Origin of the sequence: Streptomyces sp. HUAS TT7, assembly GCF_051550175.1 — a bacterium.
Lineage (GTDB): Bacteria > Actinomycetota > Actinomycetes > Streptomycetales > Streptomycetaceae > Streptomyces.
On sequence record NZ_CP196175.1, the window covers coordinates 1 to 16238 of the forward strand.

Below are 16238 nucleotides of genomic sequence, written 5' to 3' on the forward strand. Positions count from 1 at the left end.
ACGGCTTCACAAGAGGCGGCGGGCCCTCCAAGGCACCACGAACCTTGTCCTTCAGGTTTTTCGGTGGTGCCTCCTTCTCTGCCTGCGCATGCATGAGCCGGGCCGTGGTCACCCGGAAGTGGCACTCACGATGACGCTGCCTCACCAGCACCACCCACGTACCGTCCTGAGCAAGGAACACATGCCGGCCCGGCTCATCCCCCGGCCGCGCATGCCGGGCCAGAACACGTGGCGTGTAATGCAGCGCCGCGTCCTCAGCCGCCACAACCGCCTCCGCCTCATCCCGACCGATCCGGTGAGCACCCACCAGCATCCACCGATGCAACTTCAGATCCACACCGTCAGGACGCTCAGATATCCGGGTGTCCTCCTCAATGAGGACATACCACTCGTCAGTCATGGCCGACATCCACCTTCTTCCCGGAACTCACGCGCCCACTCTTCCTGTATCAGCATGCAGGCAACAGACACGGCCCCCTAATTCGAACCTTACACCGCAGAAGATGCAGCATGTATAGTCACGAAAAACAGGCAAGGTAGAGAAACACATTCAACTGTCCCCTGTCGCAGATCGGTGCTTTCTGAGACTTGTGGCCCTGAGCCTCTGGGATTCAGGGCCACAAAATCCTCTGGCTGACTACGCAACAGATTTCAGCTCTGACGGTTGGGTTGAGATTCGAGTCCAATACTCGGCTTCAATCCGCCACTCGTAACTCTTGGGGTCGTTATCACGAGTGAGGGCTTCGGCTCCAGCTTTGACCCATAGCTCCAGGTCGTCGTCCGCGACTTCGCAGGCCTTGAGGAACGCGATGGCTTGGCGGGGAGTGACCGGCAGGGTGCGGCCGTTGATGATGCGGCGGGCCGTGTTCTTCGGCAGCTCACCAGGTCCTGCCTCGCGCTCCATCTCTCCCGGCGTGGGGCAGCCGGCCCACACGTGCTGATCGCGGAGGGTCTGAAGAAGATGTCCCTTCCCGCCGATCAGAGTGGGATCGGGCGCCTTGTGCAGGTAGTAGGGGGCTCGTACCGCGCGGCGCGCGAGGATCAGCAGTTTCCGGCTGTGGCGCAGAGCGGTGTCGAGCGTGTCTGTGAAGTCTTCGTTCGTGGCGATGGTGACGAAGGCCTCGACGGTGCTCCAGGAGGGGAGAATCGTGCCGGAGGCCGCGCGTTCGAAGGTGGCCTTCGAGAACTTGCTTTCCTCGGAGTCGGCCATCTGCTGGTAGGTCAGTCCGGCTTCGGTCTTGCGGGCGCGCAGGAAGCTCGCGAGCTTCGCGCGTGCGGGGACGGTTTGATCGACGGGCTTTTCGGGCCTCCCTGCGGCGGACACGTCAGTTCTCCGCACTGGCGCGGTAGGCCTGCGCGAGGCGGTCGAGGCGACGGCGGGCGCGGCCTCCGCCGGTGACCACCAGGAGCACGATCATGGCGCCGATGCCTCCCGCCCCCGCGAGGAGCTCCAGGGCGTTCGCGACGTTCATTCCCACCTGGGTGAGGACGGCCGCGGTGACGATGCACGCGATGATGACCAGGGCGTGTGGCATCCCGAAGCGGGCGTGCGCAGGCATGTCGGGCGTGGAGGGCGCCTCAGCGGCGCTCCTGGTGATGGCGTTGATGCTGGACGCGGGTGTGGTGGCCACAGCGATTGCTGCGGCAGCGGGCATGTCGCCCATGTAGCGCTCCCTCTTCACCGTCCGGCGATCTTGAGATCGCCGGACGGTACTACTCGGCTCCAACCTTCGGTCCACCCGTTGTGTTCAAGGGAGTTGGCGCTCCACGCAAAGAGGGGACCCTGTTCCGAACAGAGTGGCAGCCCGTAAGCCATAGACGACACTCCAGCAAACCGTTGGCTCAGGACCGCCCCAACTCGTTCTCTCCGAACACCGGGTACACGTCGTCGTCGAGGGCTAAGACCGTCTGTCCCGATGTTGACCAACAAAGACGCAGGTCAGGGCCTCGTAGGAGGCTCTACCACGCGCCACTGACAGCGGCTCAGCACTGGAAAACCGCAGGTCAAGGCATCTTTTTGGGCTTCCAGGGGATGGTTGACGTAGTGATATTGCACCGACACTTACGTTCCGTAACCGCCGTCGCGCATGACTCCGACCTGCATTGATTCAGTATTGTGCCGGTTACCGAGAAATGATCTTGGAGATGGTGGTCCACCATAGTCATCACGGCACGCGGCCTGTAGCTCCCGCGGTAGCCGCCCTGATTGCTACTGGCTCCAACCGGCGCGCAGGGAAACCGAGCCAGGCGTTGGCGCGCCTGCTCAAGTGAAGCCGATCCCCGGCCCTTATGGCCAGGCATCGGCTTCGCTGCATCCTCGGTCAGGTTCGGGCCGTTCAGCGCGACGCCCTGGGCCGCCGCGCCACTCGAACCCCCGCCCCCTGTCCGCCCCGCAGACCACGCCCCCACCCTTCTTGATCATTGGGCGCAGAGAGTCGGGTAGAAGGGGATGCCTGACCTCCCCACCATGCCTCTCGATGGGATGGGGTCTCACCCAGTGCGCGCGGACAGGATCTTGAAACCGAGGTGTTCCTCCGGCGGTCAGGGCGTGGGGCTCTGGAGGCGGACGGCGAGCTCCGCGGGGAAGCCGGCCCCGCGCATGGGGGCGGTAGCCCTGATCACGCCGGTCAGGTCCTTGTGCGCACTCACGGCTGGATGAACCAGGGGTGAGGCGGGCGGAGTCGGCACTGTTCGGCGAACTCGGTCAGGGGTGTGGTGGCGAACGCCGGCGGGTGGAAGAGCCGCAGTCTCCCCGCGCCCGCGCGGGGCGCAGCGGCCAGGGCGAGGTGTGCTGTGGCGGTGATGAGGGGGCGGGCCCAGGGTGGAACGGTGTGGGTTGCGCAACGCCTTTGGTGGGTGACCCGGTTGGGGTCGTGGAGGGTGAGTTCGGAGCGGTCGGGGTCGTAGTCGTGGAGGCGGACGGTGGCGAGTTGGGACTCGGCGGCTGCGGTGAAGACGGCAGTGGCCAGTGCTCCGGCCAGGTAGGGGTGCGCGGTACGAGTTGCCAGCCGGTGGCTGATTTCCCTCAGTACGGCGGGAGTCAACGGTTTCAGGCGGGCGACGTGGGAGATCACGGCCGGCGGTGGATGACGGCAGGTGCAGTCGGGGAAGTAGCCGCCGTGGGGAAGGCGGTCCAGGGCCGGGAGAGTGATCCACCGGCCGGGCGTGCGGTAGCGGATCGGTGGGACGGGCGGAGCCGGCGGGTGGAGCAGACGTACCGTTTCCAGGTCGTCGATGAGGGCGTGCGGTACGTCGTCGAAGACTCGGGGAGCGGCGTATGGCTGTGGGCCGTGGAAGACGACCGTCAGCGGCACGGCGGTGGCCTCGCGCAGCCGGAGCAGGTACTTCCATGCCGGGAGCGGCAGGAGGTGGGCACGCAGGACGGTCAGGCGGGTGACGGGCAGTCCTGCGATCCAGGCGGCCGACACGGCCCAGGGCGGGGCTGCGCCCCAACGCTGTCTGTTCAGGGGGACGACAGGCTTGCCGAGGGCCTCGAGGATTTCGTAGGCCAGGTCGGTGGGGCTGGGCCTGGGGGGTGGCGGATGCACGGTGATGCGGCCCTGGGCGAGGTGGTGGGAGGCGAGCAGGGCTGCGGTGAAGGCCTGGTCGTCGCGGCGGTCCACGATCACGGTGACCGGTTCCGGGGTGCGGTCGAGGAGGATCACGGGGCGCGCCTGTGCTTGAGTTTGCTGTAGGCCCAGCGCAGGAGCTGTTCGTCGACCACCTTGTTGTCGGTGTCGCGCAGGCCCTGGAGCATGATGTGGGTGATCTTTGCCCAGGCCCGGAAGTTGCCGTGCGCCGCCTCGGTGTCCGCCATGGCGATCAGCTCGGCCGGAGCCGTGGCCCATAAGGGGTGGAACGCGGGGATCACCGACCGGACTTCCGCCAGGGACATCCGCGGGATTTCCTGCCAGACGTAAATCCTGGATTCCAGCATCGGCTCGCTCTGCAGGACCTCGAAACAGCCGTTTCCGCCGGTGAAGACAATGGCCATATCGGTGTCCACGTCATCCCAGAGGTAGCGCAGGTATTCGAAACAGTGCTTGGAAAGCCACTGGGCTTCGTCGCACACGACCACCCGGAACTCCTCTGCCAGCGCCCCGCGCAGCGTCCGGTCGAACTCGATCGGGCGCTGCGGCGGCCGGCCGGGCAGGCGCAGTGCGTAGAAGAGTTCATGGCGCAGGTCGCGGGTGGTGGGGCGGGCGCGGAACTGGATCCGGTAGGTCTGTTCGGGAGCGAGGTCGCGCAGGGAGGCGTTGACTGCCAGCGACTTGCCATGCCCGGTGTTGCCGTGGACACACATCATCGCTCTCGCCGTGATCGCGGCCCGGACGTTCTCCCGCACGGCGAGCAGTGCCTTGGTCGCTACGACCTGGGCGTCGGGCAGCCGCATGTAGTGGTCGTCGCGCACCGACGGCAGCAGGCCCCGGCGCACAGCCGCGCTCACCGCTCCCCCTGCGGGAGGTCAGGAGGAGGAGCGGGCGCTGCAACGGGTCCCCTGCCTTCGCCAGGCTCGGCAGGACCAGCGGAGTCGGCAGCCGTGGCCGTTGGTCGGCTGTGGGAGGGCCGGTTCACAGGGCGGGCCCAGGTATCAGGCGGCGCGCTCGGCGGAATCAGGTCCGGCAACGTCTTGGCAGTCAGGTCTGTCTCTGCCGCACGCGACAGCCGCTCGTGTGCCTCGGCCTCGGTCAGCGCGCCCAGCTGCTTCGGTACGACCGGCTCGGTGACCGCCTCGTAGCGCCGGTAACGCATGTGGTCCGCCGCCGCCAGCGCCTTCACCAGACGGCGCCGCTCCGCGTCCTTGGCCCGGCGCAGCGCCAGGCGCTGCTCATGGGTCGCGGCATCCGCCAGGAACGCCGGCCCCAGATGCGTGCCCGTAGCGGCGTCGAACACCTCGATCTCGTGGTCGTGGTGCGGAACGAACCGCACCCGCACCCGCAGGCGGCCCAGCCCGTGCATCCACTCCCCCACGTAATACCGGTTACGCCAGCGCACCCCGCTCGCGGTGAGCGTGCGCACCCGGCCGTCATCCTCCAGCGTGAACGCCCACAACAACCCCGCATCCACGTCCTCGACGGGCGTCGGATCGTCCTGCCACGCCTGAAGCGGCGTACGGCCGCCCAACGGCTGGGATATGTGAGCGGTGTTCCACTGATGCACCCAGTCCAGGAGCAACTCGACGAACACCGTGAACGGCAGCGCCTCACCCCCATCACGGTCCGCCCGCCGCGGCCTGGGCGTCGCACTCGGAGCGTGCCGGTAACGCGGCAGCGCAGCACAGAACATCCGCACCACACACCGGTTCAGGTTCTCCACCGTGCCCTTCAACTCCGGCCGGTACGGCGGGAGCCGCTGCACCGGCACGGCGAACGCGCCCAGGGCCGACCCGACCGTGTCCGACAGGAAATCCGCGCCCTGGTCGATCCTCACCAGTCCCGGCAGTCCCCCGATCGGCCCGTACGCCCCGCCCCGCGACAACGCGATCCGCAAGGCAGCCAGGATCGCGTCCCGCGACGGCTGATGCGGCGTCACCGCAGCCCCCGTGACCGCGTTCGTCGCGCAGTCGATGAACCACGTCACCCACGGACACACCAACACCCCGTCCAGGACCACCTCGACCGGCAGATGCTTGTGATCAGCCTCCCAACACGTATTCCGCCACTCCCGCGGCCGCCGCAGATGCACATCGTGCAGACGCCGCGCCCGCTCCCCGCCCACAAGAGCCGCACGCTGCCCCACACTCAGATCCCGCACCACCGCCCGCTGCAACGTCGCCAACGACGGCACCGGTACACACGGCGCGGAGCACGGTCCCACCCCCTTGCCCAGGCCTGCCTCTCCCCCATCACCGCCGTACGCGGCGCCATCTGGCGAGACCGCCCGGGACTCGGCCAGCAACTCCCGGTGGACCGCAGCCGCGTTCCCACCCCACAACGCCAACCGGGCATGCAACTCAGGCGTGATCGTGAAACGACCACGCCGTTTCCGCGCCACCCGGCCCTCGACACGCGCCACCTGCAGCCACCGCCACACCGTCCGCAGCGACACCCCCACACTCGTCGCGGCCAGACGGACATGCGCCGTCGTCAGCTCCCCACGCCCGTCCAGCGCCAGCAGACGCCCGACAGCCTGCTCACGCCCCAACGCAGGCGGCACCACACCACCACCCACCATGTCCGGCACCTGGGCCATGGACTATCACCACCTCGGGTCCACCCGCCCGGCAGCACCTCACCGTCAGAACCGGCAGGCCGACACCATCCATGACACCGCCAACCGCGCAAACCTCACACCGCAAACCGCATACAGCTGCCACCGATCTACGGGAGTGGTACAAGCCCAACTGGTGCGGCTGCGAGCCGATTCCGGCCTTCAACCTCTGCTCTCGCTCAGGTAGCCATGTTTCTCTGTCGGCTGTCGGCGGACAGCAAGCAACGTCAACACCAGAATCACGCCCCAGAACGCACGGCGGCGGCTAGGGTCATCGCTCTCGGCCCGACCTCCCCGGAGCTCTCATGCCCGATCCAGACCAGATTCCTTCGCTCCCAGACCACCAGCATTCATGGCGTCAATGGACCGTCATCGCCGTGACGATCGTGGTCGCCTTCGGCTTGGTCCTCACCGTGATGTGGCGCGCGCCGTGGTTCCTTGACCGGGTGGAACTCGGGCGGCTCCATGACCCAGGCCCGAAAGCCACCGTGGTATCCGGCTTCCGCACCGGCCTTGCCGCCCTCGCTGTCGCCTCAGCCGGAGCGATCGGCCTGATCTTCCAGCAGCGGAACCTAAAGATCACCCAGCAGACGCTGGAGCACAACCGACAGAAAGACCGACGGCAGTTGGAGCTCACGCTCGAAGCCCAGTTGACGGACTACTACATCAAGGCTGTCAGTCTCCTCGCTCACACAGACCGCACCGAGCGCCTGGGCGGAATCTACGCCCTGGAACGCATCATGCGGGACTCAGCCAAAGACCACGACACCGTAGTCCAGCTCCTCGCCGCTTACATACGCGAATACGCGAAAAGAGACCGCTCCCGTGCTCAGGTCATCGGCAGCAAACCAAACCCGCCCTCCGACGACATACGGGCCGCGCTGACTGTCCTCGGACGGCGCCCTGAACGTGCCGCAGAATCAGAAATCGACCTGAGCAACACCGACCTCCCCTGCGTCAATCTCCACCACGCCCGTCTGCCACGGACACTCTTCGTCGGATGCAACCTGGACGGCGCCGAGCTCACCGGTGCCAACCTCGCAGGCAGCAGCTTCTACAGAGCCTCGCTGCGCCACATCCAAGCCAACAACGTCAACCTGCGCGGAACTCAGCTCTCCGAAGCAGACATGCGGGACGCGGACGCACTGGGCGCCGACCTGCGCGACGCGCTGATGCACAAGGCAGACCTCCGAGGCGCACACCTGACGGCCGGGAACCTACACGGCGCCAGCCTCCACGAGGCACAGCTCGTCGACACCTCCACCGGAGGGAAAATCACCGTCGTCGACGTCGAACAACTCCTCACCGCCTCGGTCACCGACGACACCAAGCTCAGCAATGCCCACCGCCAGGCTGAAGGAATGGAAGCCCACATCAACAAGTGCACCAGGGCACGCATCATGGGCGAGTCGGGCCCAAACTGACCCACCCCTACCAGCTATCAACGCTCAGGAAACCGCATCCCGCTGTCACGGGAAACAACACGACACGTCACCACCAGAGCCACGCCGAACAGACACTCACTAGATCAACAAACCGAAACGAGCTGCTCAACCCCGGTGACAGAAAAACGCCCCCATCACCCCACCGCGACACCCACCAACAACTTCACAGGGGCGTAACCGCGTAGGGGAGCCCGTCGGCAGGCGCCGCGCAACCATCCCGGCCACCGTCGCCACGTACGCCACCGGCACCCCCCTGTACGTCAACGCGATGGCGTGCGGCACTGCTCACAGTCCCGGCGGCCGGCCAGCTCGGCACGCCAGCGCGCGCAGACGTCCTCCGCCAACGTCACTCCCTCGCCCAGGCCGTGATGCAGATGCCACAGCCCGTCCTCCGCCCTCGCCTTCAGCATCGCCAGATAGCCCAGACAGTGATGCGCGTAGTCGTTTCCGCAGTCCCTCACCTCACCCGGCAGACACTGGAGCGTGTCCATGCCGCACTGCCGCACCACCTCCCGCAGGTGCAGCGCGTACTCCTTCCACGCCGCCGTCATCCCCGAGTCCGTCTTGAGCATCGTCATACCTGCCCAACGAGCCCACACGGCCACCGGCAGCACCGACAAGCGGGTGACAACCCCCAGTTGCCGGTGACAACCCCCGTGGCCGCCCCCGCGCCGGCCGCCGCCGTGATCGCTAGGGTGTCCCAATGATTCTTCACCGGGGGAGGGTGCGCCTCGCGGCGTACGCAGGGGTCGCCGTACTGATGCTTTCGATGTCGGCCTGCGGCACGCGCACGGCCGGCTCACCGCCCGGAGTGGGCGGTGCGGGGGCCGAGAAGCTGGGTTTCGAGCGCTACGCCGACCGTGTGCAGTGGCCCGGCTCCAAGGAAGAGGACTACGTCGCGCCGGGCGAGGGACTGCAGCTCCTCGCCCGGCAGGGGAATTGCGTACTGGGCATCGGCACGTACGCCAACGGCTACGGGTACGTGCCCGTCAACTGGTCCGGCAACGCGGACTGCACCAAGCTCACCCTGCATCCCGACCCAGCTAATTCACCCAAGGACGAAGCCGGCGTGCCGAACTCGATGCGGCACGGAGCTCCCGGCGGCGGAGTGTCGGCCCAGGCGGTGGTCGACTGGGGTGACGGGTCGCAGTTCTTCATATCCAGCGTGGTCCGTGTCCGCGAACGCGACGGACAGGTGCGGCAGTTGGCTGATCTCGAGTTGCCCTGGGCCCTCAAGGAGTCGGACACCTCGGACCGCGGGACGGTCAGCTCGGCGGTTCGCAGTGGGAGCCGGCTCCTCATCGGAGGCAGCGAGACCGTCTCGGGCGCTACCGGGCCCTTCCTGTACGCCTCCGACGACCGCGGTGCGACCGTGCACCGGGTGACACTGCCAACGGAGACAGGCAGCGGGAGCCGGACACCGGTCGGCCCGATGGCGGCCGATGGCCGGGAGGTGATCGCTATCGGCAGCTACTCCTCGAACGCCTTCACCAAGGAGGCCACCGGCACTCTGGTGGTCTGGCACTCCGCCGACAGCGGAGCGCATTGGACCAGAGCGATCGTGAATGGACTGCCGACGGGCACGAGAATGCGGGGCGCGTTCCGGGTGGCCGGACGCTGGTTCGCAGTGGGGGACATCTCAGGAGCCCCCACGAAGCCCGATGTGCCCGTGTTCCTCACCAGTACCGATGGTGCCACCTGGACGAAGTCCGACACCACAGCCATGGGTGCCGGCGGCGTCGTCGCGGCGACCGTCGACGCCCAGGGACACCCGATCATGGTGGGCAGCCTGCGGGTGCCGGGGAAGTCCCCGCAGGCCCCGGCGAAGTACTGCGGCGCGGTCTGGATCGGCGACGGAACCCCGGCAGGATGGCAGCGCGGCGAACTCGGCTGCCACTCCCAGCCCCCCGCCGCCGTGACGACCCTGGCGAACGGAACGGTGGTCATCGCCGGTAACAGCGACTTGTGGCTGCGGCACTGACAGGGGCTGACGGGCTGGAGGAGCGGTCAGCAGCCACAACGTGTTGTCGACTGATGGGCGGCAAGCGTCGCGATGTGACCGCCGACCGGGTCGCGCTCGCCGCAGCCGCCGAGCGGCTGCTGACTGGCACCCCGCTGCGTTCCAGGACGGGCACACCGAGGGCGTCAACCACATCAAGATGATCAAACGTCAGATGTTCGGCCGGGCCACACTCCCGCTCCTGCGCAAACGCGTCCTCCTCACGGCCGCCCGACCATCACGACTGGCAGCGGCAGTTGCTCCGTGCCGGTGACCGGTGCATTACGGTTCCGCTGGAGGGGGTTCCGTGGAAGACAACGACATGCCGGTGACCGCCGTGCTGTCACACTGGCGACTGACCGTGAAGGGCATCGAGGCAGGCTTCGACCTGCAATGGGCTTTCGAGTGGAGTAGCGAGCTGCACCACCGAGATCAACTGCACAAGATGTGGCCACTGTTGAGTGAGCAAGAGCAAATGCGGTGGCAGCCCATCCTCTCCCGTTGGGACGAGCGGTTCAGAGCCGCCACGGCACCGATACGGAACCCGGATGCAGCCGTCCGGAAGGACGGCCGCTGGTGGCAAGACCGCTATCCACTACGCGTCACCGGTGAGCCCGGTCAGGAACTTCCCCCGCTGTGGTCGCCGCCGATCTACCTCGACAAGGAATGACGAGATCGCTCACGGAATTCGATCCAGATCCCCGGAGTCACGTACACAGCCAGCCGCGAGCAGTGCGGAGCCGCCAACCGCTGGCTGCACCTCCTGCCGCCACACCCCGACGACACCGACCCGCGGCACGCCAAGGGCCTGGACACGGCGCTCGCCGCCGACCCGCACCAGACCCGCTGCCTGCGCCAAGGCCTCCACGGCGAGGCACTCCCCGCGAGCCGCACCGCGCTCGCCGCGACCGTGTACCGCTCGAAAAGTCATCGCCGCAGGTGGGCAATGGTGTTCATGGCTGTCGGCGGTGGCTGGGATGCTGTCGCGATGATCGTGTCGCTGCTGTACCGCGCCGCCCACACCCTGCTGTCCATACCCGGGGTCCTGCTGAGCCGGGATACCGCCAAGGACGCCGAGCTGCTGGTGCTGCGACATGAGGACACGGTGCTGCGCCGTCAGCTCAAGGGGCCGGTCCGCTTCAAGACCACCGACCGATTCTGGCTTTCCGCGCTGTCCTCACTGATCCCGCGCCGTCGGTGGGCGAAAAACTTCCCCGTCACGCCCGGCACACTACTGGCGTGGCACCGCAGGCTGCTCGCCAGCAAGTGGGACTACTCCGCCCGTCGGGGGCGGAACGGTCGACCACCCACAGCCGCCGCGCTCAAGAAGCTGGTACTGCGCCTGGCGCGCGAGAATCCTCAGTGGGGCCACCGCCGGATCCAGGGTGAACTCGCACGGCTGGGGCATCCGATCGCACCGTCCACGGTCTGGCAGATCCTGACCACCGCTGGCATCGACCCGGCCCCGCGCCGATCCGGACCAAGCTGGCGGGAGTTCCTGACCGCCCAGGCCGAGGGCATCATCACTGCGGACTTCTTGCACGTCGACACCGTACTCGGCACACGCCTGTACGCCATGGCGTTCCTCGAACACGGAACCCACAGGCTACACATCACCGGCGTCACCACCCACCCCACAGGACAATGGGCGACCCAGCAGGCGCGCAATCTCGCCGCCGGCCTCGGGACCCGCATGGAGTCCCTGCGATTCGCCTTGCGCGACCGCGACGCCAAGTACACCGAATCCTTCGACGCCGTCTTCACGGCCGAGGACATGGACGTCCTGCTCAGCGCCCCACGAGCACCCCGGATGAACGCCCACTGCGAACGGGTGATCGGCACCATTCGACGCGAGTCCTCGACCACGTCCTGGTCGTCAACGAAGCCCACGCCGGCCGAGTCCTCGCCGAATATCAAGATCACTACAACAGGCATCGGCCCCACCAAGCCCCATCAACCAGTACCGATATGCCGCATGACGTGCAGCGATGACTTTTCGAGCGGTACAGGTTGTATGGGGCTGGGCATCTACACCAAGAACTTCGCGCGCGCCGACTTCGCTCCATCGTTCGGCGACGACAGGGGCGAGTCCTTCAGGAGGCTCTGTGAGGGGGCGCCGTGGAACTCGTTGCGGCGGGGCGTGCACGCCAATGCGCACACGCTGTTCAACGCCATCCAGCTCCGGCGACTGGTCGAGGAGTTGGAAGCCCTGCCCGAGCATGAGCAGCCGCCCATCGTGCACATGGTGATCGACGCCGCGCAGTTGGCGATCCGGAACAGCGGGTACCTGCTGTTCGTCGGCGACTGATCGTCCGCTCCGGGCCGTAACCCGGTACACCACCTGCCCGTCGCGCAAGCCATGAATGATCTCTCTTCCCCCGTGACTGGTACCTACTCGGACGCCCCGCGCCTGCCTCTGATCACGATGGTGGAGGCGCGGGACGTCGTGCGGCTGCTGGTGCACTTCGCCCAGGCCGGAGACTCCGATGAGGAGTCGGACGCCTACCAGCTGGCCACGGACATTGCCGGACGGCTGCCGTCAGAGTGACATCACCCGGCAGCTACGGCATCGCGCTCGCCTACCTGGAGGTCTCCGCCAGACGGTGAGCGCCGAGTACGAACCCTGGCGCGACCTGATCACCGACGTGCGGCTTCTCCGGGCCGACGTGTTCAAGGTGGCCGACCGCCTCCGGTCGATGCGACCTCCGCCGCCGTGAGGTGGCACGCGCAGGCCCAGGCAGCGCCTGCGGCATCACCGGGGCCCACGTACGCGTGCGGCAGTTGTCAGATCGCGGGCAGCGGGTCCGCGGTGTCCGGGTACGGGCCGTACGTCTCGTCGTGGGAACTGTCCCGCTGATGACGAACCACTGCCACCACCCCACCAACTCACAGGCTGGCTGCTGCCCCATTCGCCATGGGTTCGGGAACGGTGCAGGCCCTGCTGGAGGGTCCAGCAAGGCTTCGGCATAGTCTCGTTATGTCCGGTCTATTCATGCCGGGTCGAGTCGGAGGGTCTCGGGGGTCCTGGTGGCGTGCAGGCGGCTGTGATGCTGGCGTGCCCGGCCGTTGTGGAGGATCCCGATGGCGAGCAGATCGTGGCTGCCAGGCGATCTGGCTATGGCCGTCAGGGCGCTTCAGGCGCATCCTGTGAAGTGCGCGGAGTGGGTGGGTGTGGCCGGCATGCTGGGTTCTGGCTGGCAAGGAGGAATGCGTGGAAAGCGCGCCGAGCAGGACGGCGATGTTTGCGGCTGTGTCGCGTGGACTGTTTCGCCTGGAGACGGCGTCGCCGTGGGTACTGGACGATGTGCTGGCCCTGGTGCTTGTCGGCCCGGTATGGCAGCAGCTGCGAGACCAGTTCGATCCGCTGTTCCCCGGCCCGGTCCGTCGCGAGGCCCGTGCGGCTGTCTGCACCCGCAGCCGGTACGCCGAGGACCGGCTGGCTGCTGGTGCCTTCACGCAGTACGTGATTCTCGGCGCGGGGCTTGACTCGTTCGCGTGGCGGCGGCCGGATCTGCTCGGCCCGCTGACGGTGTTCGAGGTTGATCACCCTGCCTCCCAGGCCTGGAAGCTCGAGCGAGTCAGAGATCTCGGCCTGCCGCTCAGCGCCTCGCAGGTATTCGTGCCGGCTGATTTCGAGGCCGGACCGGTTCAGGATGTTCTGGGCGCGGCCGGGTTCGACTGGGCGCAGCCGGCAATGTTCTGCTGGACGGGCGTCGCCCCCTATCTGACGGCACAGGCGATCGAGTCGACGTTGCACATGATCGCGGCGGCTGCTCCCGGGTCTGAGGTGGTGTTCTCCTACCGGGCCGAGGACGCTGCGCTCGACGACGCGGGGACGGAATACGCCCGTATCTACACACCGATCGCGGCTTCTGTCGGCGAGCCTCTTCAGCCTGGCTGGCCGGTATCCGAGGTCGAGAGGCTGGTCGGCCGGTGCGGGCTGAAGGTCGTGGACCACCCCGCACGTGCAGACCTCCAGCAGCGGTACTTCGCCGGCCGTACCGATGGCCTGCGGCCCTATACCTTCGAAGCCCTGGTGGCCGCGCGGGTCACCTGAGCGAGCGGTTCCGCAGCGGGGCTTCGCGTAGTTGACTGACGTCCGTTTCGTGATCATGTGAGCCCGAGGAGAACGAGGGGTCTGCGGGCATCGCGGGCGTTGTGCCGTAGGCCGGCGGCGATGCTGGTCTTCCCGGCGAGGCGGAGGGCGCCGATGGCGAGATTGCGGCAGGTGGCCATCGCGCGGGGTGCGGTCCCGGTCCGCAGCTGTGAGGCGTCCTCGGCGAACGTCACGTCTCTCACGTGGTGTAGGGCCTCGATCTTCCAGTGGTCACGGATCAGTTGGGCGAGCCGGGCGGCGGTGGCCTGTTCGGCGGTCAGGCTGGTGACGGCGTAGACAGCCTTGATGCTGACCTTGCCGGTCTTGCGGTTGACGCGGCGGCTCTTGAGCTGGACGGCCTGCCGTGCGTCGGGGAAGAGCAGGTTGTTCACGCTGCACACCTTGATCCGGCGGATCTCGCCGCGGCCATGCCCGGTGTCCCTGGTGCGGCCCTGGAGCGGAATCTGTTTCCAGGGCAGGCACTTCAGCTGCTTGCGGAGCTTCTTCTGGTTGCCCTTCACGATCACGATGTAGTGCGCGTCCCGGACTCGGAGGTAGTCGGCGTGTTCGTACTGGGTGTGCATCGCATCGCTGGTCACGACCGTGCCCGCCACTTCGGGGAGCGTGTCCAGCAGCGGCTTGAAGCAGGTGATTTCGTTGGTCTTCTCGCTCACGTCCATCTGGGCCAGGACCAGGCCGGAGGTGTGATCGAGCGCGGCGAGCAGGTGGATTCTGCGGCCGCCGGCCCGGGCCGCGCCGCGCAGGCTCTTGCCATCGACCGCCATGGCAAGCAGCCGCCCACGGCCCGGTCCAGTGCATCACCGTCGAGACGGGCCAGCAGCCGCCGCACCGTGGCCTCCGCGGGCAGGGACCGTTGCGGGAACAGCGGGTCGATCCGCACGCCGGGGCGTTCGAGGACCGGTGCCGGGGCGTCGGCGATCCACTCGCCGACCGCCAGCAGGGACGTCGCCCCGGCCAGCACCGCGCACGTGGTCAGCGCGAGTACGACGGCCAGGGCATGCCGCACCCCGCGCGGGTCCCGCGGGTCAGGCACCTCGGCCAGCCGCTCCAACAGGCCAGGAACGTCGCCGGGTTCGGCTTCGGAATGCTTGCGCAGTTAGTCAAGGGCAATCGGGATCAGCGATGATGCGTCGGCAGGCACGGTCTTCCATCGAGGTCACGGGGCGTCGAGAACTCCATGATCTTGGAAGCCCGTGCCTGTTCCGTCCCCGAACCCGCCCAAATCTGATCACCCGTCATAAATCGCTCGCCAAGCGACTACGCCGCAGCCCTGCGCAGGTGCCCAGGGCGAGTTTGCGTCGCTCGAAGTGTCCGAGGAATTCCTCCCACTCCTCTGAGGTGACAGCGCGGTATTCCTCGGCAGGCCGTAGCCCTCGGCGGCGGGCGATGAAGGCCCGGTGGGCCTCGATGGCGTCTTTCGGGTAGATCGCTGCGTATCCCATCGTTGTGGTGATAGCCCTGTAACCTGCGATGACCTGCGCAATGTGATGTGGGAGCCCGTTGAGGATGGCGTCGGTGATGAAGATTCGACGGAAGTCGTGGGGCTGGAAATGGAGGGGCTTCCCGCAGTTGTCGGTCAGTCCTGACGCCGCGAGGGTGTTGTTGAGAGCGATCCGGATGAAGCCGAAGGCCAAGGGGCGATGCTCGTCACCAGCTTCGTATTGGAACAACAAGGGCAGAGGTTCGTTCCAGACCCGCTCGCCCATGTCATAGCTGGGGATAGTCGGTACTTGTCCGTCCCGTCCGCGCACTCGCGCGACGATCGCGCTGAGCACGTCCGCGAGCTAGGGGGCGCGCTTTCCACGAGAGGAATGGACGTTCCGGCCCTGTGCCACGGAACATTGACCCATGAACGAGCTGTCTTGAGTACCCGTACTCAAGACAGGGCTGCCGCATTGCGATGGGGTAGAGACATGTTTCCCCGCCACTCACCTGGGCGCTGCGCGCCGCTGCACTGCTCGCCGTCGCGGGCACTGCAACAGCCTGTGCCAACCGCGTTGACCCTTCCGCGCGGTCGGACAGGCAGGCATGGGACGTGATGTACCCGCCCGCCCTGGAGGCGGTGCAGGCCATTGCCCCCCCGCATCAAACCGGAAGAATCCGGCGGGGGGGCACAACGCGTGTCACCCCACGGACTTCATCGGCGACTCCTTGGACGAGAGCGAGGTCATCGGGTCCGCCTCCATCACTCTCTACGCGTCCCCGTTGGACAAGCGCTCCCCGACGCAGCTCGCGCGCGAAATCGTCACCCGGATGCAGCGCACAGGGTGGAAAGGGCCACGCCCTGATGACATCACACCAGTGAACGGCCAGGCCTCTGTGAGTCTGAAGATGCCCGGCTCAGGCAGCGCCACCGTCTCCGCGAGCCATGAACGTCCCACCGAGGCCGCGGCCTTCAACCAGGTAACAGTCAGCCTGACCACCGAATGCCTGCGCAACTCCGACTGGCACAGGTGAATGACTGCCC

17 protein-coding genes and 1 pseudogene are annotated in these 16238 nt (G+C 67.1%); 8 read left to right on the forward strand and 10 right to left on the reverse strand.

The window, feature by feature from the left end:
- The 6 genes from ACSHXC_RS00005 to ACSHXC_RS00030 all read right to left on the reverse strand — a co-directional run.
- The coding region (locus ACSHXC_RS00005) for a hypothetical protein (protein ID WP_438289505.1) at positions 1-400 on the reverse strand (400 nt) is incomplete at its 3' end.
- A gap of 237 nt (positions 401-637) precedes the next feature.
- Positions 638-1324, reverse strand: a complete 687-nt coding sequence (locus ACSHXC_RS00010) for a helix-turn-helix domain-containing protein (RefSeq protein ID WP_438289506.1) — start codon at positions 1322-1324, stop codon at positions 638-640.
- A gap of 1 nt (position 1325) precedes the next feature.
- Complete coding sequence (locus ACSHXC_RS00015; protein ID WP_438289507.1) at positions 1326-1664, reverse strand: hypothetical protein; 339 nt, start codon at positions 1662-1664, stop codon at positions 1326-1328.
- 981 nt (positions 1665-2645) lie between these two features.
- The gene (locus tag ACSHXC_RS00020; RefSeq protein WP_438289508.1) at positions 2646-3665 is read right to left on the reverse strand and encodes a hypothetical protein; all 1020 of its coding nucleotides are present in this window, start codon (positions 3663-3665) and stop codon (positions 2646-2648) included.
- Complete coding sequence (locus ACSHXC_RS00025) at positions 3662-4447, reverse strand: AAA family ATPase (RefSeq protein ID WP_438289509.1); 786 nt, start codon at positions 4445-4447, stop codon at positions 3662-3664. The genes ACSHXC_RS00020 and ACSHXC_RS00025 overlap by 4 nt, the downstream gene beginning before the upstream one ends.
- Positions 4444-6192 (reverse strand): transposase, encoded by a 1749-nt coding sequence (locus ACSHXC_RS00030; RefSeq protein ID WP_438289510.1) that lies wholly within the window; start codon positions 6190-6192, stop codon positions 4444-4446. The genes ACSHXC_RS00025 and ACSHXC_RS00030 overlap by 4 nt, the downstream gene beginning before the upstream one ends.
- A gap of 323 nt (positions 6193-6515) precedes the next feature.
- Here ACSHXC_RS00030 and ACSHXC_RS00035 point away from each other — a divergent pair, with 323 nt between their 5' ends.
- The gene (locus tag ACSHXC_RS00035; RefSeq protein WP_438289511.1) at positions 6516-7634 is read left to right on the forward strand and encodes a pentapeptide repeat-containing protein; all 1119 of its coding nucleotides are present in this window, start codon (positions 6516-6518) and stop codon (positions 7632-7634) included.
- 281 nt (positions 7635-7915) lie between these two features.
- On the opposite strand, the gene ACSHXC_RS00040 is transcribed toward ACSHXC_RS00035, so the two are convergent.
- A complete protein-coding gene (locus ACSHXC_RS00040; RefSeq protein ID WP_438289512.1) occupies positions 7916-8227 on the reverse strand; it encodes a hypothetical protein in 312 nt (103 codons plus the stop codon).
- 131 nt (positions 8228-8358) lie between these two features.
- On the opposite strand from ACSHXC_RS00040, the gene ACSHXC_RS00045 reads away from it, so the two are divergent.
- The 6 genes and pseudogenes from ACSHXC_RS00045 (at position 8359) to ACSHXC_RS00070 (ending at position 13711) form a co-directional block, all read left to right on the forward strand.
- Entirely contained in the window at positions 8359-9636 is a 1278-nt protein-coding gene (locus ACSHXC_RS00045; RefSeq protein ID WP_438289513.1) for a hypothetical protein, read from the forward strand.
- Positions 9637-9961: 325 nt separating this feature from the next.
- The gene (locus ACSHXC_RS00050) at positions 9962-10324 is read left to right on the forward strand and encodes a hypothetical protein (RefSeq protein ID WP_438289514.1); all 363 of its coding nucleotides are present in this window, start codon (positions 9962-9964) and stop codon (positions 10322-10324) included.
- Between the two features lie 318 nt (positions 10325-10642).
- Positions 10643-11604 (forward strand): annotated as a pseudogene (locus ACSHXC_RS00055) (integrase core domain-containing protein); the annotation flags it as partial.
- A 64-nt stretch (positions 11605-11668) separates the two neighbouring features.
- Entirely contained in the window at positions 11669-11962 is a 294-nt protein-coding gene (locus ACSHXC_RS00060; protein ID WP_438289515.1) for a hypothetical protein, read from the forward strand.
- A gap of 72 nt (positions 11963-12034) precedes the next feature.
- The gene (locus ACSHXC_RS00065; protein ID WP_438289516.1) at positions 12035-12202 is read left to right on the forward strand and encodes a hypothetical protein; all 168 of its coding nucleotides are present in this window, start codon (positions 12035-12037) and stop codon (positions 12200-12202) included.
- 663 nt (positions 12203-12865) lie between these two features.
- Positions 12866-13711, forward strand: coding sequence for a class I SAM-dependent methyltransferase (locus tag ACSHXC_RS00070; protein WP_438289517.1), 846 nt, complete (start codon positions 12866-12868; stop codon positions 13709-13711).
- A 53-nt stretch (positions 13712-13764) separates the two neighbouring features.
- On the opposite strand, the gene ACSHXC_RS00075 is transcribed toward ACSHXC_RS00070, so the two are convergent.
- The 3 genes from ACSHXC_RS00075 to ACSHXC_RS00085 all read right to left on the reverse strand — a co-directional run bounded on the left by ACSHXC_RS00075 (position 13765) and on the right by ACSHXC_RS00085 (position 15546).
- Entirely contained in the window at positions 13765-14535 is a 771-nt protein-coding gene (locus ACSHXC_RS00075; RefSeq protein ID WP_438289518.1) for an ISAs1 family transposase, read from the reverse strand.
- The gene (locus tag ACSHXC_RS00080; RefSeq protein WP_438289519.1) at positions 14421-14804 is read right to left on the reverse strand and encodes a transposase family protein; all 384 of its coding nucleotides are present in this window, start codon (positions 14802-14804) and stop codon (positions 14421-14423) included. The genes ACSHXC_RS00075 and ACSHXC_RS00080 overlap by 115 nt, the downstream gene beginning before the upstream one ends.
- A gap of 202 nt (positions 14805-15006) precedes the next feature.
- Positions 15007-15546 carry a hypothetical protein gene (locus ACSHXC_RS00085; RefSeq protein WP_438289520.1) on the reverse strand — a complete coding sequence of 180 codons (540 nt, stop codon included), beginning with the start codon at positions 15544-15546 and terminating at the stop codon, positions 15007-15009.
- Between the two features lie 376 nt (positions 15547-15922).
- On the opposite strand from ACSHXC_RS00085, the gene ACSHXC_RS00090 reads away from it, so the two are divergent.
- On the forward strand, positions 15923-16228 hold the full coding sequence (locus ACSHXC_RS00090; protein WP_438289521.1) for a hypothetical protein: 306 nt from the start codon (positions 15923-15925) through the stop codon (positions 16226-16228).
- Positions 16229-16238: the final 10 nt, after the last annotated feature.

Bases quoted from the DNA above. Each gene is read 5' to 3' on its own strand.
- ACSHXC_RS00015 (WP_438289507.1), bottom strand. From the start codon at position 1,664: ATGGGCGACATGCCCGCTGCCGCAGCAATCGCTGTGGCCACCACACCC.
- ACSHXC_RS00030 (WP_438289510.1), bottom strand. From the start codon at position 6,192: ATGGCCCAGGTGCCGGACATGGTGGGTGGTGGTGTGGTGCCGCCTGCG.
- ACSHXC_RS00035 (WP_438289511.1), top strand. From the start codon at position 6,516: ATGCCCGATCCAGACCAGATTCCTTCGCTCCCAGACCACCAGCATTCA.
- ACSHXC_RS00040 (WP_438289512.1), bottom strand. From the start codon at position 8,227: ATGCTCAAGACGGACTCGGGGATGACGGCGGCGTGGAAGGAGTACGCG.
- ACSHXC_RS00045 (WP_438289513.1), top strand. From the start codon at position 8,359: ATGATTCTTCACCGGGGGAGGGTGCGCCTCGCGGCGTACGCAGGGGTC.
- ACSHXC_RS00060 (WP_438289515.1), top strand. From the start codon at position 11,669: ATGGGGCTGGGCATCTACACCAAGAACTTCGCGCGCGCCGACTTCGCT.
- ACSHXC_RS00075 (WP_438289518.1), bottom strand. From the start codon at position 14,535: ATGGCGGTCGATGGCAAGAGCCTGCGCGGCGCGGCCCGGGCCGGCGGC.